This is a genomic window from Pedobacter nyackensis (assembly GCF_900176505.1).
Classification (GTDB): Bacteria; Bacteroidota; Bacteroidia; order Sphingobacteriales; family Sphingobacteriaceae; genus Pedobacter; species Pedobacter nyackensis.
This window is the reverse complement of the sequence record NZ_FWYB01000017.1, coordinates 17,217-33,745: the sequence shown is the minus strand read 5'-3', so window position 1 is coordinate 33,745 and position 16,529 is coordinate 17,217. Positions and strand designations below refer to the sequence as shown.

Sequence of the window (16,529 nt, the reverse complement as noted above, 5' to 3'; positions counted from 1 at the left end):
CTTTTATTGATGTTTGTTTTTTAAGTAATTGTAGGTTTGTAACTGTGCTCTGTTTTTTGTTTTCAGATTATTTTTGTGGTATTGATTTTTATTCGATTTCGTGATGTCCCGGGCTTTAACATTATCCTGCAACTGGAAGTCGATAATGTCCCGTATTTCTTGTTTTACCTCAGGATCCAGCACAGGAAACCCAACTTCAACCCGGTGTTCTAAATTCCGGCTCATTAAATCTGCAGAAGAAAGGAAAACTTCCTCTTTACCGTTATTACCAAAAATAAATACCCGGGCATGCTCCAGAAACTTATCGATAATACTGATCACCGTAATGTTTTCACTAAATTCCGGTACTCCGGGAACTAATGTGCAGATTCCCCGTACAATCAGTTTTATTTTAACTCCGGCATTACTGGCTTCATACAGCTTCTCAACGATTCCTTCATCAGCAAGGCTATTTACCTTTAAAATCATATAGGCAGGTTTGCCTAGGCTTGCATTTTTGATTTCCCGATCGATCAGCGTGTAAAACTTCGTTCTGGTTTCCAAAGGCGAAACAATCAGGTGCTTGAAACCTTTGACCACCATTTTTTTATTTAAAGCTTTAAATAGCTTAATTAAATCAGTAGTAATTTCCTTCTTAGCGGTAAATATACTGTGATCACAGTATATTCGTGCTGTTTTTTCGTTAAAATTACCTGTGGCAAGATTAGCGTAATAAACTGCCTTACCCTTTTCCATTCTTTTAACCAGGCATATTTTAGAGTGGACTTTATAATCGGTTAATCCGTAATTTACATTTACTCCTTCCTCTTCCAGTCTGTTGGTCCAGAAGATATTAGCCCGCTCATCAAACCTGGCCTTTAGCTCTACCAGGCAATTCACCTTTTTACCATTCTTTGCCGCATTGATCAGCGCATTAACCACCCTTGAGTTCTCGGCCAGACGATACAAAGTGATGTTGATTTCAACTACCTTCGGATCAATGGCTGCCTCACGTAAGAAAAGAATAATGTAATCGTACGATTGATAAGGGAGATTAATTAAATAATCCCTTTCCTGTAGCTTATTGAAAATACTTTCTGTACGATGTAATCCATGTACCTTTAAGGGCGCATTAGGCTTATATTCAAGTTCTTTACTACCCACATTAGGGAAAGCTATGAAATCACCAAAACGATGGTATTGGTTGCCTGGGATAAGGCTTTCAGCCTCTATTTTCATTTTATTAACCAACACGGTAAGCATCTCAAAAGGCATATCCGTATCGTATAACAGACGCATTGGCTTTCCTCTTTTACGCTTGTCCAGGCTGGATTTTAACTCATCAATAAATTTATCACTGATATTTTTATCAATATCGAGCTCAGCATCGCGGGTAACCTGTATAGAATAGGCCTCCAGGTTATCGTAATTAAAAACATAAAAAATATCATCCAGACAGTACTTGATAATGTCCTCGGCCAGGATGATAAACTTCAGTCCATTGGTTTCAGGCAGCACCAGAAATCGCGGCAGATCTGGCGGTAATTCAATCAGTGCATACTTTTCACTTTTGGCAGATGCGTTTCTCGAGAGGCGGACAAAAAAGTACAGATAACGATCTTTGAGCTCAGGGAATGGCTGCGCCAGGTCGATCATGATTGGCACCAGGTTAGACAGGATCTTGTCGCGGAAATGATTTCTTACAAACTCTCCCCTAACCACGTTCAACTGCGTATCATTAAGAATAAAAATCCGATTCTGCGCGAGTTCATTAATCAATGTAGCTTTAAACAACTGATCAAACTTACGCTCCTGCTTTACTACGATATTTTTAATTTCGTTTAATATTTTTTTAGGGTTAAATCCCAGTAAAGCTTTGGCCTTTTCATTTAAATTGGCCAGGCGACTTAAAGTAGCCACCCGGACCCTATAAAATTCTTCTAGATTGGACGAAAAAATAGACAGAAAGCGGATTCGTTCTATTAAGGGAACAGTCTCATCGGCTGCCTCTTGCAAAACCCGTTCATTAAAATACAACCAACTGATCTCTCTGTTTAGGAATGGTGCCTTCTTCTTCGTCATTTACAAATTCAAAACTGCGAATTCTATTGTTAAGTAATTGTTAATTATCAAGCAATTATTCGCTTTTTAACTACTTAATCTTATTTGCTTTCCGATTCTGCTTTAACAGCTTCTGAAACACCATCTTTGGAAGTATCAGGCGTTTTAGCTACTGTAGTATTTGCAGATGCTTTAACAGCTACTGGTTTTTCCGCTGTAACTTCAGGCTTAGCTGCAGGACTAGCCTTTTTAGCCGGAGCCTTAGCTACAGTTTTGCTCGTAGCCAGTTTTATCGCTTTAACTACAGGTTTAGCAGCCGAACTTGCCTTTTTAACAGGAGTCTTCACTGACGCAGGCTTTACCGCGGTTTTTGAAACTGCTGCAGCAACATCCTTTTTAACTTCTTCAGCTGCTGTTTTCGCTTTAGCAACCACCTGGGGAACCGGTTTAGCAAGTGCCATTGCAGCCTTCTCTTCAGTAGCGATGGCTGCAACCTTTACACTATGTAATACAGGCTTAACCTTCTTTTTAGCCACTTCAACGGCCTTTTTAATTTTTTTAACATCTTTAGCCAACTCCTTTTTCACTTCCTTTTTAACAGCTCCAACCTTCTTTTTGGCCTTTTTTACATCCTTTTTACCAACAGCTTTATCAATTTTATTTCCAACAATAGCTTTTACATCCTGAAATTTCTTCGATAATTCCTTAGCTACAAACTTACTAATCATGGCAATCTCATCTCCAATTCGCTCTGCATCCTGCCCTACATGTTTAACCGTTTCGAAGATTTTGTCCGATAAGCTTTTTTCAAATTGTTTTCTAATGATCTTTTTCGCGGCTTTTTTTTGTACTCTTGGCTTACTTGTTTTCATAGGTTTATCTTTTAAGTTTCTAATTTATTAAGCTTTGTACGCCTTGCATTTCGCAGGGTTTAAACTCATGATGATTTCGTATGCATTTGCATTAATTGTTTATATTTGTGTGGTTGAGTTGCCCGACCAAATATTTATAAATTTAATCTATTTTTACACTAAAGCCATAATAATCATGCCCACTTTCGATATAGTTAGCAAAGTTGATGCGCAAACACTTGATAATGCGATGAACAATGCAAAAAAAGAGATTCTGAACCGTTATGATTTCAGCACCTCAAAGAGTACTATTGATCATGATAAAAAAACAAATGTTATTACCATCGTTACCGAAGATGACATGCGTTTGAAAGCCATAGAAGACGCTATCATTTCACGAATGATGAAACAAAACCTTGATTCAAAGAGTTTGGATTTTGGAAAAGAGGTTTATGCTTCAGGAAACATGATCCGTAAAGAGATATCTATTAAAGAAGGTATTGACAAAGAAACCGCTAAAAAGATTGTTGCTAAAATAAAAGCCAGTGGCCTAAAAGTACAGGCATCTATGATGGATGATCAGGTTCGTGTACAAAGCAAAAGCATTGATGATTTACAAGGTGTTATTGCGCTTTGCCGTAGTGAAGACTTCGGTCAGCCACTACAGTTCATCAACATGCGCAACTAAATAACATTAAGGTAATATTCTTATATAAAAAAACTGCAGACCGATATGGCTGCAGTTTTTTTATATACAATATTTTCACTGTTCAGTACAATTAAACGGTTTTTACATCCCCTTCGCTGTATTCTTCAATATCTGTAATGTATCCGTTAATAATTAAAAAGTCGAACAATGGTCTTGCATCCGCCGTTACCGGCATATTCGCACTGGTAACCACCTCATTGGTCTTTTTATCAAGATAAGGATAAGCAAAAAGCTTAACGTTTTTACTAAACATATCACTTACATAACTCAGCAGCTGACTAGAGTAATTGTCGCCAAAATTAGTCGAGTTGAACACAAATTTTAAGTTATTGATGTTGGTCGATATACCCACGCTTTTCGGTCTGCAGCGATCCAGGTATTTTGCCAGCTTATTGTGTCTTGCAAAGTTGGATACAATCACAAGGTTATCTGTATTGCACATCTCCTCAGCTCTTTTAGCAACAGCCTTTAAGTCAATGTTATCTGGTAAATCATCATTACTCAACACATTCGACATCAGTACCTCGATCAGTACGCTCAGATTGTCTTCCTTTACACTTTCGGTGCGCACAAACTGATCAACCGCTTTATTTAACATGCTAAAGTTAGGATTTGATTTCTGTGCGTATTTAGTACGCAAAATCATAATATCCTTCTTGTACAACAAATCTTTAGGCAAACAAGGCTTACCTTGAGCGTCAAAAATAGCCGCATCCGAGAAATCCTTAACAATCAGATACAGGTTTAACAGAATGTTGTTTACATCTTTAAACACAGGCCCATTTACGGAGATCAAATCGATCTCAACAGAACCTACAGTAAGGTTATCCGCCAGAGATTCGATCATTGTTTTAGGATCCTGATTGAAGTAAAAAGCAGCATAAACCAGGTTTACACCTATAATTCCCAATACATTTTGCTGCAATGCCGCATCAGTATCCAGTAAACGTACGTGAAAAAATATCTCGTTGGGTTCACCTCCAGGCTCAGCCTGAAAACGGATACCGATCCAGCCATGCGGATCGTTTGATTTGTTATAGTTTAATGTAGTAACCGTATCTGCAAATGCGAAGAACGTACGATCCTCATATTTTTCAGTGTTTAATCGCTCAGTTAACAAACTGAACTCGTGTCCCAGCATTTTCAGCAATCTGGATTCACTTACATACCTGCCAGAAGTTTCAGCACCATAAATGACGTCACTAAAAGTCATATCGTAAGCCGACATAGTTTTAGCCACAGTACCAGACGCAGCGCCGGCAGTAAAAAAGTTACGAGCCACCTCTTGTCCTGCCCCAATCTCCGCAAAGGTCCCGTAAATCCTAGGGTTTAAGTTAATCTTTAAAGCTTTACGCTTGGTATCAAGAATTTCTCTTTCCATAGTGCAAAATTAAGCAAACTGCTGAATTTGGACGATAAAATAACTATCTTGATCACAGATTTCTCTTATCAAGATCGTGTCTTAATAATGCTAAACGTTAAAAATCTCGACATACAATTTCTCAATAAAGAAGACCATTCCTGGCTCAAAGCAGTTAACCATGTCAGTTTCAGCATTGAAAAAGGAAAAGTTCTAGGTATAGTTGGCGAATCGGGCTCAGGAAAATCAGTAACGTCCTTTTCCATCATGCGCCTGCATGATCCGCAAGGCACTAAAATTGACGGAGAGATTGAATTTGAGCAGATCAATTTACTTGATTTATCTGCCGAAGAAATCAGGAAATACAGAGGCAACAAAATAGCCATGATCTTTCAGGAGCCCATGACCTCACTAAACCCCGTGTTTACTTGTGGTTACCAGGTGAAGGAGGCCATTATGTTACACCAGAATGTAGATAAGCATAGCGCTAAAGCGAAGACTATAGCCTTGTTTGAGGAGGTTCAGCTACCCCGCCCCGGGAGCATTTTTGACAGCTACCCACACCAGTTATCAGGGGGGCAAAAACAAAGGGTAATGATTGCCATGGCTTTAAGTTGTAATCCTCAGCTTTTGATTGCTGACGAGCCCACCACAGCCCTGGATGTAACCGTACAAAAGACCATACTGGAGTTATTGCTGAAATTAAAAAAAGACCGGGGGATGGCCATGATTTTCATCACCCATGATCTTGCTGTAATTGGCGAAATTGCCGACGAGGTGGCCGTCATGTATAAGGGGCAAATTGTTGAGCAAGGCCCTGTTAAAGCAATATTCGAAACACCCGAACACCCATATACCAAAGGTTTGCTCGCTTGCAGGCCAAATCCACATCGCTCACTGAAAAGATTACCTGTAGTGGCTGATTTTTTGAGTACCGACAAAGAAATGGCCCTGGCTCATCTACTGGAAATAAACAGCTATACGCCGCAGGAAATTGCTCTGCGCAGAAAAGCGCTTTATAGTCAGGATCCTTTGCTACAGGTAAAACAGTTGTGCACCTGGTATCCCGTAAAAAAAGGACTGTTTGGCAAAATCAGCAATTACGTAAAAGCGGTAGATGACATCACCTTTGATGTTTTTCCCGGAGAAACACTGGGGCTGGTTGGCGAATCAGGATGTGGAAAAACCACCCTGGGACGGAGTATTATTCGACTTACAGATCCTACATCGGGTCAGATTTTATTCGACGGAACAGACATCACTCAGCTAAATGCCGACGGATTAAGAAGGATGAGGCGTGACGTACAGATCATATTTCAGGATCCCTACTCCTCCCTCAACCCGCGCTTAACCATAGGAAGTGCTATAATGGAACCCCTTCAGGTGCATAAAATGCTCGACAACGATGCCCAGCGCAAAGCCTATGTATTGGATTTATTAAACCGTGTAGATTTAAAACCTGAACATTTTAACAGATATCCACATGAATTTTCAGGCGGACAGCGTCAGCGGATAGTGATCGCAAGAGCACTAGCTTTAAAACCTCGTTTTATCATCTGTGACGAATCGGTTTCTGCACTTGATGTGTCAGTGCAAGCGCAAGTACTTAACCTTCTGAGAGAACTGCAACAGGAGTTTGGACTAACTTATATATTCATCTCCCACGACCTGGCAGTAGTTAAACACATATCCGACAGGATGATCGTGATGAATAAAGGTAAAATTGAAGAACAAGGCTTCCCTGAAGATATTTACAATAATCCACAAGCTGAGTACACGAAAAAGCTGATTGCTGCCATACCTGGCTAGCCTCCCGCCTCCTCCTCTTTCAAAGTAGCAGAGAGTCTGATCAGCGCAGTATTGATAGCCCTCCTGATTTCTCTTTCCTTTAATTTATCATAATGTCTTAACAGCACCATCGCTTTAAAAACCGCTGCATCTTTATTGATGGCAATAGTTTTAACTGTCAAACCTCTCTCCATCACATTAGCGGAGTAATTCGAAATTACTTTGTTCAGATAGTTTTCAAGATACTCAGGTGTGTAGCCGTTTTTCAAAGACATATCGAACTCAATACTTAGTTTCTTAATGTTCTGTTTCGACTGATTAATGATGACAGAGCTGAACACCACTGAATTCGGAATAATCACCATATCACTATCTTCATTCTGAAGGATCATATTGATCAGCGTAATGTCGAGGATTTTCCCCTCATGTTCGCCCATTTTGATGTGATCACCAAGCGACAAACGGTCTGAAAACATAATGATCAGCCCATTGATCATATTGGTTACGTAATCCTTGAAAGTAAGCGCTACAGCCGCCGCAACAATCGATACACTAAAAACAAGATCTTCCAGCTGTACCTCTGACAGCGATAAAACAGCCAGTCCTAAAAATACCACATCAAGTATAGAAACGATCCGGTTAATCCCCAGAATGAAGTTATCTTTAATGTTACTTTTAAACTTATGCTTACGGATGTACCAGTAAATAATGGTCAACCTAATCATGGATACCAACAAACTGGGACCTAGAAAAATCATCAACGCTCCTGCTAACTTCCCTATGACCGGATACTCGCTATAAACAATTGGTTTATTGATATACAGATATACCAGAAATAAGTAGACAATAGCTTTAATCAAAATCATTACAATCTCTTTACCTGTCTTTCTTTCTCTGTCTTCAATCATATTAAAAAGTAGTTAAGTTCATCAATAGGCGTGCAATCAAAGATACAAAATCCAACAATACTCAGTTCAAATTGTTACCTTCGAATGATTCATACATAGACTATGGCAAAAAAGAAATCATCTCATCTGGAACTCGTTTTAATCCAATTAATTAGCGATGTACTGGAAAAAAGTAATAACGAAGCACAGAACTACAAACAGGTTTCTGCTAAATTAAATATTACTGATGCAGCATCACGAGACACCATTCTCGAAGTTTTAAAAGAGCAGGCCAGAAAAGGTGTGTTCCTGGAACCAGAGAAAGGTAAGTTCAAACTAAAAGATCTAAAAACTTTCCTTACTGGTAAGGTCGACATGACTGCCGATGGTTCGGCATTTGTGATTCCTGATGACGAGTTTGAGAAGGATATTTTTGTTTCTGCCAGAAAACTACACAATGCGCTACACGGCGATAAAGTGAAGGTCTATATTTTCGCCAAGAAAAGCGGCGGTCGCAAAAACGAAGGCGAAGTTGTAGAAATCATTACCCGCGCAAAAACCGATTTTATTGGTGTTATCAGAATATCCGACCGTTATGCATTTGTAAACGTTGACGACCGGAAAATGCTTCATGATATTTTCATCCCTTTAACTGACATTAATGGCGCTAAAAACGGGCAAAAAGTACAGGTAAGCATTGCCGAATGGCCTGAAGGGGCGAAAAACCCTATTGGCAGAATCATTAATATCCTGGGCGAACAGGGCGAGAATAATACAGAGATGAATGCCATCCTTGCCCAGTATGGCTTTCCACTCAGCTTTCCTGCCGAAGTTGAAAACGAAGCGAACGCTATTCCAGAAGTGGTAACAAAAGCTGAACTTAAAGGTCGTAAAGACTTTAGAGATACCATCACCTTTACCATAGATCCGGCAGATGCAAAAGATTTTGATGATGCGATCTCTTTTAAAACGTTAGAGAATGGCAACTATGAAATTGGCGTACATATCGCGGATGTTTCCCATTATGTAACACCCAACAGTCATCTGGATAAGGAAGCCTATTCAAGAGCTACTTCAGTATACCTGGTTGACCGCGTAATCCCTATGCTCCCAGAACGCCTGAGCAATGGTGTATGTTCACTTCGTCCAAATGAAGATAAGTTGTGCTTTGCAGCGGTATTTGAACTGGATAATAAGGCTAACATCATTACAGAATGGTTTGGACGAACAGTAATCCATTCAGACAGGAGATTTAGCTATGAGGAAGCTCAGGAAGTGATTGAAAATAAAGCTGGCGATCATGCTGAAGAAATTCTAAAGCTGAATGAACTGGCCTATATATTACGTGAAAAGAAATTTAAAAACGGAGCCATCAGCTTTGAAAGTACTGAAGTAAAGTTCAAACTAGACGAGCATGGTAAACCGGTAGGTGTATATGTTAAAGAACGTAAAGACGCCCACAAACTGATCGAAGACTTTATGTTACTTGCTAATAAGAAAGTAGCTGAATTCATCGCTAAAAAAGGCAAGGGGAAAGAAAAATATACGTTTGTTTATCGCTCACATGATTCTCCAAATCTGGAAAACTTAAGCAGCTTTGCTTTGTTTGCTGCCCGTTTTGGTTATAAGATCAATATGAAATCAGATAAGGAGATTGCTAAATCTTTAAATTACCTGATGGAAGATGTAGAAGGTAAAAAAGAACAGAACGTATTGACACAACTAGCCATACGTTCAATGGCCAAGGCCATATATACCACAAAGAAAACCAGTCATTACGGCTTGGCATTCGACCACTATACGCACTTCACCTCTCCTATCCGCCGATACCCGGATGTAATGGTACACCGCTTGCTTGCGGCTTATTTAAACAATGAGAAATCAGCTAATGAAGAAGAGTATGAAATTGCAGCCTCCCATTCATCTGCTATGGAAAAACGTGCAGCCGATGCGGAACGTGCTTCTATCAAGTATAAACAAGCCGAATACCTGGAAGAAAATGTAGGTAATACATTTGCAGGCCTCATTTCTGGAGTTACAGAATGGGGAATGTACGTAGAACTTACAGAGAATAAATGCGAGGGAATGATTCGCCTCCGCGACATCACCGACGACTTCTATGTGCTGGACGAGAAAAACTACTGCATCGTTGGTCAGCGTAAACATAAAAAATACCAGTTAGGTGATGAAGTTATGGTAAAAGTAAAAAAAGTAGATTTGTCTAAACGCCAGATCGATTTCACATTAATTCAACAATAAAACAAGACTCCGGTAAAATTCCTTTTTAAAAAAAAATGCATACTCCTAATCAATTACAAGAAGTTATAGAAAACGCTGTTCAAAACATTCAATACGCTGCACATCCTCAAAGACTTTATGAGCCTATACGTTATATTATGAGCTTAGGAGGCAAAAGGATAAGGCCGGTATTAACATTGATGGCTGCAGAACTATTTAAAGGAGATATACAAAAAACAATGCCCGCCGCATTGGCCATTGAAACTTTCCATAATTTCACCTTGATTCATGATGACATTATGGACAACGCCCCTTTGAGAAGAGGTAAGCAAACTGTACATGAAAAATGGGGAGTAAACAATGCCATTTTAAGTGGTGATGTGATGATGGTCGAAGCCAATAAGCAACTTTCTATGCTCGACAGCGCTGTATTAAAAGATGCGCTGAATACCTTTAATGCAACAGCGCAAGGCGTGTGTGAAGGTCAGCAATTGGATATGGAATTTGAAGAGCAGGAAGTGGTGAGCATTGCAGATTACATCAACATGATCCGCCTGAAGACTGCGGTATTGCTAGGTGGTGCGATGAAGCTTGGTGCTCAGGTTGCAGGCGCTAGTCCTGATGAAGCTGAACAGCTCTACACCTTTGGTGAAAACCTTGGAATAGCTTTCCAGTTACAAGACGATATTCTCGACGTTTATGGTGACCCTGAAAAATTCGGAAAACAGGTAGGTGGCGATATCATTGCCAACAAAAAAACCCTTCTCTTGTTAAAACTAAAGGAACTGGCTACAGAGAACGACCTGCAGGAGCTGGAATATCAAAGCGTAAACAAAGATCATGTGGATAAAATTAAAAACACAACAGCACTTTACGATGACTATAACATCAGGGGCCTGGCCAGTATTGAAATGAAAAAATATTCTGACAAAGCCTTCAGCGCATTAACATCCTTAAATATTGCAGAAGAGCGTAAGACTGAACTATTTAGCCTTGCCGATCAATTAATGAATAGAGAGTACTAGCTTCTTCTTTGCAACCTGTGCAATGATTTCCACAATAAAGTTCCCAATTAAGGGATTTTATTCAAAGAATTACCCAGATTTTTTATTGTGTCAGTTAACAAAAATTAACCCGTTTGATTTTTATTGGTTATAAAAATGACCTTAGTGCGTCCTTGTGCCTAAGGCTTGCTTCATAACCGGAGCTATACTGACAGCTGAAAGATTTTGTGGAGTTAAATTTGTCTGGTTTTTCGAGCAATTAAACAGTTTATTATGCAAGAGATTCTATCCAGAAAAGACATTGGTGAGCGTATTAAAGCTTTAAGAGTAGACAAAGGTCTTTCCCAGGCACATATTGCCACCATTCTAAATTTATCAAGGAGTAACTATTCGCAAATAGAACTCGGCAACCAATACCCGACGTTCACTATTTTACATGCAATATCAAGGTACTACTCAAAAAGTTACGACTGGCTGCTGCATGGCACCACTCCTGAAGAGGACCAGGAAGTTCCTGAAAAGCTGGCCGTTCTTTTACGCGACCTGGATATTTCGTACAGGCACTTTAGTAATACGTTAAAGAAGCTGGAGCATGAGTTGCAGCACATCAACGCCAGAAAACATAAGTTTAAATGATAAAAAAGGGCTGATCATATCATATGATCAGCCCTTTTTAATAATGTTATACTGCGATTACTCCGCGCCTTCAGCTGCAACAGCTTTCTTAGCAGGTGCTTTTTTTGCAGGTGCTTTTTCCTCTTTAACAGGGGCAGCAGCAACTTCTTCTACAACTTCAGCTGCAGGTAAAATAGAAACATAAGATTTGTTATCACGTTTCTTTTTGAAGATTACTGTACCATCAACTAAAGCGAATAAAGTATGGTCTTTACCGATACCTACTCCGTTATCTGGATGGTGTTTTGTACCACGTTGACGTACTAAAATGTTTCCAGCGATAGCTACCTGACCACCAAAAATTTTGATACCTAAACGTTTACTATGCGATTCACGTCCGTTCCTGGAACTACCGGCTCCTTTTTTATGTGCCATCTTGTTTTATATTTTTTAACTACCGAAAACCGGCAATTGATGTTTAACAATAATTATAAACTGATACCAGAGATCTGGATCTTGGTGAAATACTGACGGTGACCGTTTTTCTTTTTGTAACCTTTTCTACGTTTCTTTTTGAAAACGATTACTTTATCACCTTTTAAATGAGACACGATTTTAGCTGAAACCGATGCACCTTTCAATGTAGGAGCTCCTACAGAGATTTTACCACCATCTTCAACCAACAATACATTGTCAAATTCAATACTAGCGCCTTCATCTCCTTGCAAACGGTGTACAAAAAGGTGCTGGTCTTTTGCAACTTTGAATTGCTGTCCTGCTATATTTACTATTGCGTACATTGTTAATTAATTATTATTATATAAATTGTTTATTTTTATCGAGGTGCAAATATAGAACTTTATTTTCTAAATACACAAATGATTTAGTTTTTTGATTCAGTCTGTTTTCCATACCTTTCTTCTGCATCATTGATACTTTGCTGCAAAAGGGTTTTCATTTGCTCTGCGAGCCCTTTTAGTTTCGGTATGTCATTGAAATCCGTGATATAAATTACTTGCTTAGATTTCTTTTTATAATTGAACTGCATCACATAACGAAGCACTTTAGAAGAATCAAGCGTTGTACCTGGATTTGCTATAAGTTCAGGAAAATTAAAAAAGCCCAGTTCATTTGCTTTTGAGTGCAAATAAAGGATATCATCTTTTCTTAATTTCACATTGGTTTTAATCACCGAATCCTGAGCGTTCACGTACTGGTAATCGCCCGTAGCTGAGTTGTAGGAGTTCTCCAGATTATTCCCCATACCCCACTTAAAATCTATAGATTCAAATTCCTTTAGCTTGTAAGGTGCATTCCTGAACATCGGTGTGTAATATACAACGCAATAAATCATGAAAGGAACCACAATCGTTAAAGCCAGGAATATTTTTTTTGCTTTATTACTCATATCTTATTCTTCTCTTATGCTTCTTTAATTTCAATCTGATCAGGGTTGTATTCTCCCTCCCACTTGGCAATTACAACGGTTGCCAGACAGTTTCCTATAACGTTTAATGACGTTCTTCCCATATCCATCAGTTCATCAATTCCCAGAATTGCGGCAATAATAAATGTTGGCAGTCCGAATTGATCCGCTGTCGCAATCAGAATGATTAATGATGCACGCGGAATAGCAGCTACTCCTTTACTCGTAATCATCAATGTGAATACAATAAGCAACTGTTCGCCGAAAGTTAAATGCATTCCGGCAGCCTGAGCCACAAAAATAGAAGCCAGCGATAAATAAAGCGTCGTTCCATCCAAATTAAAACTATAGCCAGTTGGGATCACAAATGAGACAATTTTACGGGGCACCCCAAATTTTTCCATTGCACTCATTGCTTTAGGTAAGGCAGCATCGGAACTAGTTGTGGCAAAAGCAATAGATACTGGCTCCTTAATGGCATTGATGAACTTCACTATCGGCAGCTTGATATATAAAGCAATTGGCAACAATACAATTAAAATAAATGCGATTAGCGCCATATAGAGCGTGGCTACAAGCATAAAAAGATGCTTAAGTATATCGACCCCCATATGTCCAACCGTATAAGCCATAGCCGCCCCTACTCCTATTGGAGCAAAATACATAATGATATTGGTGAACTTAAACATAGTCTCTGACAGACTTTCGCAGAAATCCACCATGGGTTTACGTTTCTTTTCATCCACCATAGCCAGACCTATTCCGAAAATAACCGAGAAGATGACGATTTGAAGAATCTGTGCGTCATATACCGATTTAACGATGTTTTCAGGAAAAATGTTCCTGAAGAAAGCCAAGGTTTTGTACAACCAGTGCACACCATCAGGCAATGTACTCAATATACTTTCATCAATTGGATCCGTGACAGGTTTGGGCAATTCATTGTGAGGCATGTTTGCAATATTCACACCGACACCTGCTTGAGTAAGGTTAATTGCCGCCAAGCCAATAAATAAGGCTATAGTTGTTGCAAAATAGAAATAAACCATCGATTTCCAGGCCATCCTGCCCACCTGTTTTAAATCAGAATGCCCTGCAATACCATACACCAGCGTGGCAAATAATATAGGTCCAACTATTGTTTTAACGAGCTTAATAAAGCCTTTACTTAAGGGTTGTAAAGCTACCGCAACATGAGGATAATCTACACCGATAAACACACCTAATACCATACAGACCAATATCCAGGTAGTAAGGTTTCTTTTCACCAGCGAGTAAATCACCAGCTGAACAGCAAGAATCCAACGGGTTGCCACCATCACATTGTCCGGAATATCAACGATATTGAAATCATTTAAAACACCTAGCAAGGCTGCTATAGTGATAAATACCAATGTGAGTAACCCAATACGGTTTTGTTTCATAAAAAAGGCTGTTTGATTTGCCACAAAAGTAATTATTTGAGTTAAGCCCGCAAACATTTATTATTTTTGAGACAAAAGAGGCTGTAACATTTCGGTGTGACAGTAATCAAACTGCTGTTAACGCATTATTAATGGATAAAAAGGACCAATTATTTAAAGAGATTTTCGATACCAATTCCAAAAAGATATTTCACTTATGTTATGGTTACACAGGTGATGAGGATGCGGCAAATGATTTATTGCAGGAAACTTTTTTAAAAGTTTGGCAAAACCTGGATAAATTCAGAAACAAATCACTGATCTCGACCTGGATCTATAGAATTGCAGTTAACACCTGTTTAACCTATTTAAGATCCGAAAAAAGACAGGCAAAAGACGCGCTCACAGATAACATTATAGAGAACAAACCTGAAGAGCTTTCGGAAAAAAATGAGCAAGTAGCTTTGCTTTATAAATCAATTTCGAAGTTAGAGGAAAACGACCGCTTGATCATCACAATGGTGCTCGACGAACTGCCCTATAATGAAATAGCAGAAATATCCGGCATCAGTGAAGGAAACTTAAGGGTTAAAATTCACCGGATTAAAGTAAAACTTACAGAATTATACAACCAGCATGCAAGAATTTAATCATATACAGTCGCTCTGGCAATCACATTCCCTTGAGGTAAAAATCTCCTCGGATGAAATGCTCAGGCAGGCAAAGAAAGAAGTAAGCGCTATTCGTAATAAATCCCTTTTCAACATCGTTGGGATGCTCCTCTCCTTTATTGCAATCGTTATATTGTGGTTATTTTTCAGTTTTAATTCCTGGACTACCCATGCCGGCCTAACCATTTTTCTTTTTGCAATTGCAGTGTCTACCTTTATGTTGTACAAAAGTCATCAGCTGATCGCAAAAAATGATTTCACTACAGATCCCAATGAATTTCTGAACAACCTGAAAAGCTATCAGTTAAGCAGGTTCAGTCTTTACAGCAAAATCTACTGGGTTTATGCCATTGCTTTGAGTCTTGGAATTACGCTGTACTTCTTTGAAATCCTGGCTTATTTCGACCTATGGGCCCAGTGCCTGATTATACTCTTTACTTTTGGGTGGATTGTTTTCTGCTCAACATTGGTACGAAAAGCTGTAATGAAAAAAGAAAAGGAAAGAATTGCTTTATTGATTGAAAAGTTTGAACGTCTTGGAAACCAGTTTAAGGAGCCTATATAAAAAAAGTCATCCGGACCAGCCGGATGACCTTATTATTAACTAACCTAAATTAAATTCATCCAAATCTATATAGAGGTTTCCTGCTACAAATTTAACTTAACCGTTTCGAAAACCAATAAGCGAAAATCACCATTAAAGTATACTAAAACTACCTATATTTTCCCGGCGTAACATTGAAAGAGTTTCTGAATAATCTGATAAAGGAACTTGGGCATTCAAAGCCCACAATATCCACAATTTCGTTTACCGGATAATCCGTATTCTTTAGCAGATGTTTTGCCTGTAACAGACGTACTGTTGTTAAAAACTGATAAGGTGATTGTTTATAAGCCTGTTTATAGGTCCGCAATAAATGATTCACAGACAAACAGGCTATTTTTGCAATTTCCTCCAGACAAATAGGCTTGCTATAGTTACTGATCATAAAATCCCTTGCGATAGACAATCGTTTCAGAATCTCGGTTTTAGTAGCACCATTCAGAAACTGCAGCGATTCTTCTCTGTTTACAATTTCATCTTGATAAATCTCCTGATAACCAAGCAGACAACGATTTAAATACTCCCTTAAAAGCAATTGGTCACTCATACCACTTTCAATATACATGCCCAGTTGCGCCAGATTGAATTTAAAATCCCCATCTACCGAATGAATAGATTCAACTAAACGCAACCCCTCCTTACCCAGGTTAAACGCCTCAAAATCATGCACAAAACCAGGATCAAATAAAATGATGAGGGTTTTTACTTCAACGTCAGACTTAATGCTCTTTGAATAGCGCGTATCGTGGTTTAAGAAAATAAAACTACCGGGCAAAAGGGTAATATTCCGCCTTTCGATGATATAATCTACTTCTCCGCTAAACACAACATGGAGTGCATATTTACCCGAAAGGTTTGAATAAGCGACATTATAAGTGGATTCACTTATAATCTCATTCTTGTTAACCCGTATTCTCTTATAACCCATTATCT

Annotated in this window: 16 protein-coding genes; 7 read left to right on the top strand and 9 right to left on the bottom strand. The window is 38.9% G+C overall.

From position 1 onward, the window contains the following. Positions 1–3 precede the first annotated feature (3 nt). Both ppk1 and B9A18_RS21660 read right to left on the bottom strand, forming a co-directional pair. Positions 4–2,061: a polyphosphate kinase 1 gene (gene ppk1 / locus B9A18_RS21665; RefSeq protein WP_084291648.1), complete on the bottom strand. Its 2,058-nt coding sequence runs from the start codon at positions 2,059–2,061 to the stop codon at positions 4–6. A gap of 80 nt (positions 2,062–2,141) precedes the next feature. Beyond that, the gene (locus B9A18_RS21660; protein ID WP_084291647.1) at positions 2,142–2,912 is read right to left on the bottom strand and encodes a hypothetical protein; all 771 of its coding nucleotides are present in this window, start codon (positions 2,910–2,912) and stop codon (positions 2,142–2,144) included. 175 nt (positions 2,913–3,087) lie between these two features. Between B9A18_RS21660 and B9A18_RS21655 the strand changes: the two genes are divergently transcribed. After that, the gene (locus tag B9A18_RS21655) at positions 3,088–3,579 is read left to right on the top strand and encodes a YajQ family cyclic di-GMP-binding protein (protein WP_084291738.1); all 492 of its coding nucleotides are present in this window, start codon (positions 3,088–3,090) and stop codon (positions 3,577–3,579) included. 91 nt (positions 3,580–3,670) lie between these two features. Here B9A18_RS21655 and B9A18_RS21650 read toward each other — a convergent pair whose 3' ends face one another. Continuing rightward, positions 3,671–4,981, bottom strand: a complete 1,311-nt coding sequence (locus B9A18_RS21650) for a nicotinamide mononucleotide adenylyltransferase (protein WP_084291646.1) — start codon at positions 4,979–4,981, stop codon at positions 3,671–3,673. 87 nt (positions 4,982–5,068) lie between these two features. Between B9A18_RS21650 and B9A18_RS21645 the strand changes: the two genes are divergently transcribed. After that, positions 5,069–6,769 carry an ABC transporter ATP-binding protein gene (locus B9A18_RS21645; RefSeq protein WP_084291645.1) on the top strand — a complete coding sequence of 567 codons (1,701 nt, stop codon included), beginning with the start codon at positions 5,069–5,071 and terminating at the stop codon, positions 6,767–6,769. Here the strand turns inward: B9A18_RS21645 and B9A18_RS21640 are convergent. Then, positions 6,766–7,656 (bottom strand): mechanosensitive ion channel family protein, encoded by an 891-nt coding sequence (locus B9A18_RS21640; protein WP_084291644.1) that lies wholly within the window; start codon positions 7,654–7,656, stop codon positions 6,766–6,768. The genes B9A18_RS21645 and B9A18_RS21640 overlap by 4 nt on opposite strands. A 102-nt stretch (positions 7,657–7,758) precedes the next feature. On the opposite strand from B9A18_RS21640, the gene rnr reads away from it, so the two are divergent. From rnr to B9A18_RS21625, 3 genes are all read left to right on the top strand, one after another. Next, complete coding sequence (rnr, locus tag B9A18_RS21635; RefSeq protein WP_084291643.1) at positions 7,759–9,894, top strand: ribonuclease R; 2,136 nt, start codon at positions 7,759–7,761, stop codon at positions 9,892–9,894. 35 nt (positions 9,895–9,929) lie between these two features. Next, positions 9,930–10,898 (top strand): polyprenyl synthetase family protein, encoded by a 969-nt coding sequence (locus B9A18_RS21630; RefSeq protein ID WP_084291642.1) that lies wholly within the window; start codon positions 9,930–9,932, stop codon positions 10,896–10,898. A 252-nt stretch (positions 10,899–11,150) separates the two neighbouring features. Then, positions 11,151–11,513: a helix-turn-helix domain-containing protein gene (locus tag B9A18_RS21625; RefSeq protein ID WP_084291641.1), complete on the top strand. Its 363-nt coding sequence runs from the start codon at positions 11,151–11,153 to the stop codon at positions 11,511–11,513. 57 nt (positions 11,514–11,570) lie between these two features. Here the strand turns inward: B9A18_RS21625 and rpmA are convergent, their stop codons facing one another. The 4 genes from rpmA to B9A18_RS21605 all read right to left on the bottom strand — a co-directional run bounded on the left by rpmA (position 11,571) and on the right by B9A18_RS21605 (position 14,342). Then, positions 11,571–11,927: a 50S ribosomal protein L27 gene (rpmA, locus tag B9A18_RS21620; protein ID WP_084291640.1), complete on the bottom strand. Its 357-nt coding sequence runs from the start codon at positions 11,925–11,927 to the stop codon at positions 11,571–11,573. Between the two features lie 53 nt (positions 11,928–11,980). Then, complete coding sequence (gene rplU, locus B9A18_RS21615; RefSeq protein WP_048904572.1) at positions 11,981–12,292, bottom strand: 50S ribosomal protein L21; 312 nt, start codon at positions 12,290–12,292, stop codon at positions 11,981–11,983. Positions 12,293–12,375: 83 nt separating this feature from the next. After that, positions 12,376–12,900: a hypothetical protein gene (locus B9A18_RS21610; RefSeq protein WP_084291639.1), complete on the bottom strand. Its 525-nt coding sequence runs from the start codon at positions 12,898–12,900 to the stop codon at positions 12,376–12,378. 14 nt (positions 12,901–12,914) lie between these two features. Then, the gene (locus B9A18_RS21605) at positions 12,915–14,342 is read right to left on the bottom strand and encodes a dicarboxylate/amino acid:cation symporter (RefSeq protein ID WP_084291737.1); all 1,428 of its coding nucleotides are present in this window, start codon (positions 14,340–14,342) and stop codon (positions 12,915–12,917) included. Positions 14,343–14,473: 131 nt separating this feature from the next. On the opposite strand from B9A18_RS21605, the gene B9A18_RS21600 reads away from it, so the two are divergent. Then, the gene (locus B9A18_RS21600; protein ID WP_084291638.1) at positions 14,474–14,971 is read left to right on the top strand and encodes an RNA polymerase sigma factor; all 498 of its coding nucleotides are present in this window, start codon (positions 14,474–14,476) and stop codon (positions 14,969–14,971) included. Continuing rightward, complete coding sequence (locus tag B9A18_RS21595; RefSeq protein WP_084291637.1) at positions 14,958–15,557, top strand: hypothetical protein; 600 nt, start codon at positions 14,958–14,960, stop codon at positions 15,555–15,557. The genes B9A18_RS21600 and B9A18_RS21595 overlap by 14 nt, the downstream gene beginning before the upstream one ends. Positions 15,558–15,705: 148 nt before the next feature. On the opposite strand, the gene B9A18_RS21590 is transcribed toward B9A18_RS21595, so the two are convergent. Further along, positions 15,706–16,524 carry a helix-turn-helix transcriptional regulator gene (locus tag B9A18_RS21590; protein WP_235005405.1) on the bottom strand — a complete coding sequence of 273 codons (819 nt, stop codon included), beginning with the start codon at positions 16,522–16,524 and terminating at the stop codon, positions 15,706–15,708. Positions 16,525–16,529: the final 5 nt, after the last annotated feature.